Source organism: Vibrio sp. Vb0349 (assembly GCF_033338975.1).
This window is the reverse complement of the sequence record NZ_JAWOTS010000114.1, coordinates 1-1,727: the sequence shown is the minus strand read 5'-3', so window position 1 is coordinate 1,727 and position 1,727 is coordinate 1. Positions and strand designations below refer to the sequence as shown.

Below are 1,727 nucleotides of genomic sequence, written 5' to 3'. Positions count from 1 at the left end.
TGGCGACCACAAATGGTGCATCTGAGAGCGACGGTTCATATTTTAGAGCGACCGCATAGTGTGTCGGGTTCGTGATCACTACGTCGGCAGTCGGTACCATTTTGTCGATTTTTCGGCGCGCAAACTGCTGCTGAATTTGGCGTATACGTTGTTTGACTTCCGGGCGGCCTTCGTTGTTTTTGAATTCTTCCTTCAATTCTTGCTTCGTCATGCGAAGTTCTTTGAGGTGTTCCCAACGTTGGTAAGGAATATCAATCACACCAAACAACAGCAAAGCAAATCCCATCAAGAGCAGTCCTTCAAACAAGATAGACATCACCATTGAAAAACCTTGGTTAAGCGGAAGGTTTTGAATGCCTAACAATGGCTGAAGGTGATTGTCCAAGTAGCCGTAAAGGATGCCGAAAATCACTGTTACTTTGATTGTCGACTTAACCAGTTCCACCAACGAACGCGTTGAGAAAATACGCTTAATGCCGCTGAGCGGGTTGAGTTTACTCAGCTTTGGCAACATGTTTGCGGGACGAAACATCCAGCCGCCCAAGACCATACTGCTACCGAACGTCACGATGATGATAACCGTGAAAAGTGGCAACAGCATTTCGATGATCATGCCAAGGCTCTGACCCACTTGTTCTACCATTTGCTGTGGGTTTTCTAGGTCGGCTTTCGTCAACGACATGTTATAGCGAAAAATGCCGAACATGCTTTCCCAGATGCTATTGATTTGAGAGTAAAAATACAGCGCTACAGCCATGAAAATGACTGCAGTGGTGAATTCTTTCGCTCGTGGAATTTGGCCTTCCTGGCGGGCTTTTTTAACTTTCTGGGGGGAGGCCTTTTCGGTTTTGTCTTGTGACGACTGATCGCTCATGCGCCCCCCAACATAAAGTTGTTTAAGTGTCGGATCGTCTCATGCACCAGCGCGGTGTAGCGGCCCGGAACACCGGAAACAGAAATCAAAACACTGAACAGGCCAAGTAGCATGGTCATCGGAAAACCTAGCGCATAAACGTTCAGAGACGGTGCGGCGCGGTTCATCACACCAAAGCTGATGTTCGCCAACAGCATTGACACGATGGCGGGCAGCGCAAGTGCGAGAGAAGCCGCAAACATCCAACCAAACACATTGATCACGCCTTGCAGTGATAGGGCCGTGATGCCTGAGCCAACAGGCCACACCACAAAACTCTGAATAACGATGTCGATCACCAGTAAGTGCCCTTCTAGTGACAAAAAGAGTAAGGTCGAAAAAATCAAAAAGATACGGCCTAGAATCGCCACCGACAGACCATTCACAGGGTCGTTCATCATTGCCATACCCAAACCCATCTGCAAAGAAATGGTTTGGCCGAGCATGGTGAACACGTTAAACAGCATGTGCAGAATCAGACCGAACATCACCCCCCAAATCGCTTGCTCAAATGCCAGAAACAAAGAGGTTAACGAGAAGAGTTCAACCGTAGGCATTGTTGGCATTAATGGCGCTGTGATGACCACGATTGAGAGTGCTAATAAGCTGCGAACCCAAATCGGAATCAACGCATCACCAAAAAATGGCATGGATAAAAATACCGCTCCCACACGAAAAAACGGCCACCAAAGTTGACCGAGAATCGCGGAGAGGTCTGCAAATGTGATGGCCATCAGCCAATCATCCCCGGAATGTTGTGGAACAAGAAATCAAACAACTCCATGATTTTGCGAAGAATCCAGTGTCCTGCAAA

2 protein-coding genes and 1 pseudogene are annotated in these 1,727 nt (G+C 47.8%); all 3 read right to left on the bottom strand.

Annotated features, from left to right (window positions below):
• Positions 1-874, bottom strand: an 874-nt coding sequence (locus tag R7Q47_RS23690) for a flagellar type III secretion system protein FlhB (protein WP_318089578.1), incomplete at its 3' end; no start/stop codon positions are given.
• Positions 871-1,647, bottom strand: a complete 777-nt coding sequence (fliR, locus tag R7Q47_RS23685) for a flagellar biosynthetic protein FliR (RefSeq protein WP_042779688.1) — start codon at positions 1,645-1,647, stop codon at positions 871-873. The genes fliR and R7Q47_RS23690, both read right to left, overlap by 4 nt.
• A pseudogene (locus tag R7Q47_RS23680) lies at positions 1,647-1,727 on the bottom strand (flagellar biosynthetic protein FliQ); the annotation flags it as partial. The pseudogene R7Q47_RS23680 and the gene fliR, both read right to left, overlap by 1 nt.